Source organism: Pseudomonas sp. NPDC087803, from assembly GCF_044742995.1.
GTDB lineage: Bacteria > Pseudomonadota > Gammaproteobacteria > Pseudomonadales > Pseudomonadaceae > Aquipseudomonas.
In genome coordinates this window covers 1,638-4,761 of the sequence record NZ_JBIUVO010000120.1, presented here as the reverse complement: position 1 = coordinate 4,761, position 3,124 = coordinate 1,638, and the positions used below count along the sequence as shown (strand labels likewise).

Below are 3,124 nucleotides of genomic sequence, written 5' to 3'. Positions count from 1 at the left end.
ATTGCTTGGGTGTTATATGGTCAAGCCTCACGGGCAATTAGTATTGGTTAGCTCAACGCCTCACAGCGCTTACACACCCAACCTATCAACGTCGTAGTCTTCGACGGCCCTTCAGGGAACTCAAGGTTCCAGTGAGATCTCATCTTGAGGCAAGTTTCCCGCTTAGATGCTTTCAGCGGTTATCTTTCCCGAACATAGCTACCCGGCAATGCCACTGGCGTGACAACCGGAACACCAGAGGTTCGTCCACTCCGGTCCTCTCGTACTAGGAGCAGCCCCTCTCAAATCTCAAACGTCCACGGCAGATAGGGACCGAACTGTCTCACGACGTTCTAAACCCAGCTCGCGTACCACTTTAAATGGCGAACAGCCATACCCTTGGGACCGGCTTCAGCCCCAGGATGTGATGAGCCGACATCGAGGTGCCAAACACCGCCGTCGATATGAACTCTTGGGCGGTATCAGCCTGTTATCCCCGGAGTACCTTTTATCCGTTGAGCGATGGCCCTTCCATACAGAACCACCGGATCACTAAGACCTACTTTCGTACCTGCTCGACGTGTCTGTCTCGCAGTCAAGCGCGCTTTTGCCTTTATACTCTACGACCGATTTCCGACCGGTCTGAGCGCACCTTCGTACTCCTCCGTTACTCTTTAGGAGGAGACCGCCCCAGTCAAACTACCCACCATACACTGTCCTCGATCCGGATAACGGACCTGAGTTAGAACCTCAAAGTTGCCAGGGTGGTATTTCAAGGATGGCTCCACGCGAACTGGCGTCCACGCTTCAAAGCCTCCCACCTATCCTACACAAGCAAATTCAAAGTCCAGTGCAAAGCTATAGTAAAGGTTCACGGGGTCTTTCCGTCTAGCCGCGGATACACTGCATCTTCACAGCGATTTCAATTTCACTGAGTCTCGGGTGGAGACAGCGCCGCCATCGTTACGCCATTCGTGCAGGTCGGAACTTACCCGACAAGGAATTTCGCTACCTTAGGACCGTTATAGTTACGGCCGCCGTTTACCGGGGCTTCGATCAAGAGCTTCGCGTTAGCTAACCCCATCAATTAACCTTCCGGCACCGGGCAGGCGTCACACCCTATACGTCCACTTTCGTGTTTGCAGAGTGCTGTGTTTTTAATAAACAGTCGCAGCGGCCTGGTATCTTCGACCGGCATGAGCTTACGGAGCAAGTCCTTCACCCTCACCGGCGCACCTTCTCCCGAAGTTACGGTGCCATTTTGCCTAGTTCCTTCACCCGAGTTCTCTCAAGCGCCTTGGTATTCTCTACCCAACCACCTGTGTCGGTTTGGGGTACGGTTCCTGGTTATCTGAAGCTTAGAAGCTTTTCTTGGAAGCATGGCATCAACCACTTCGTCACCTGAAAGGTAACTCGTCATCAGCTCTCGGCCTTAAGATCCCGGATTTACCTAAGATCTCAGCCTACCACCTTAAACTTGGACAACCAACGCCAAGCTGGCCTAGCCTTCTCCGTCCCTCCATCGCAATAACCAGAAGTACAGGAATATTAACCTGTTTTCCATCGACTACGCTTTTCAGCCTCGCCTTAGGGACCGACTAACCCTGCGTCGATTAACGTTGCGCAGGAAACCTTGGTCTTTCGGCGTGGGTGTTTTTCACACCCATTGTCGTTACTCATGTCAGCATTCGCACTTCTGATACCTCCAGCAAGCTTCTCAACTCACCTTCACAGGCTTACAGAACGCTCCTCTACCGCATCACTTGCGTGATACCCGTAGCTTCGGTGTATGGTTTGAGCCCCGTTACATCTTCCGCGCAGGCCGACTCGACTAGTGAGCTATTACGCTTTCTTTAAAGGGTGGCTGCTTCTAAGCCAACCTCCTAGCTGTCTAAGCCTTCCCACATCGTTTCCCACTTAACCATAACTTTGGGACCTTAGCTGACGGTCTGGGTTGTTTCCCTTTTCACGACGGACGTTAGCACCCGCCGTGTGTCTCCCATGCTCGGCACTTGTAGGTATTCGGAGTTTGCATCGGTTTGGTAAGTCGGGATGACCCCCTAGCCGAAACAGTGCTCTACCCCCTACAGTGATACATGAGGCGCTACCTAAATAGCTTTCGAGGAGAACCAGCTATCTCCGAGCTTGATTAGCCTTTCACTCCGATCCACAGGTCATCCGCTAACTTTTCAACGGTAGTCGGTTCGGTCCTCCAGTCAGTGTTACCTAACCTTCAACCTGCCCATGGATAGATCGCCCGGTTTCGGGTCTATTCCCAGCGACTAGACGCCCTATTAAGACTCGCTTTCGCTACGCCTCCCCTATTCGGTTAAGCTCGCCACTGAAAATAAGTCGCTGACCCATTATACAAAAGGTACGCAGTCACCCAACAAAGTGGGCTCCCACTGCTTGTACGCATACGGTTTCAGGATCTATTTCACTCCCCTCTCCGGGGTTCTTTTCGCCTTTCCCTCACGGTACTAGTTCACTATCGGTCAGTCAGTAGTATTTAGCCTTGGAGGATGGTCCCCCCATATTCAGACAAAGTTTCTCGTGCTCCGTCCTACTCGATTTCATGACCAAGAGATTTTCGCGTACAGGGCTATCACCCACTATGGCCGCACTTTCCAGAGCGTTCCGCTAATCTCAAAGCCACTTAAGGGCTAGTCCCCGTTCGCTCGCCACTACTAAGGGAATCTCGGTTGATTTCTTTTCCTCAGGGTACTTAGATGTTTCAGTTCCCCTGGTTCGCCTCTTGCACCTATGTATTCAGTACAAGATAACCATCTTATGATGGCTGGGTTCCCCCATTCAGACATCTCCGGATCAAAGTCTGTTTGCCGACTCCCCGAAGCTTTTCGCAGGCTACCACGTCTTTCATCGCCTCTGACTGCCAAGGCATCCACCGTATGCGCTTCTTCACTTGACCATATAACCCCAAGCAATCTGGTTATACTGTGAAGACGACATTCGCCGAAAATTCGCAAAACTCTTAAGAGTCACTCACAAATTTTACCTTAGCCTGATCCGTTACCAGTGAAAGTAACGTCCAGTCTATCTTTCTATCACATACCCAAATTTTTAAAGAACGATCTAATCAAAGACTAGAAATCAATATTCATTCACGAATATTCATTTCTAAACT

1 rRNA gene is annotated in these 3,124 nt (G+C 50.8%); it reads right to left on the bottom strand.

Annotation, left to right across the window (positions count from 1 at the left end):
• Positions 1-16: 16 nt before the first annotated feature.
• A 23S ribosomal RNA gene (locus tag ACIOUG_RS26565) occupies positions 17-2,908 on the bottom strand.
• Between the last annotated feature and the right edge of the window lie 216 nt (positions 2,909-3,124).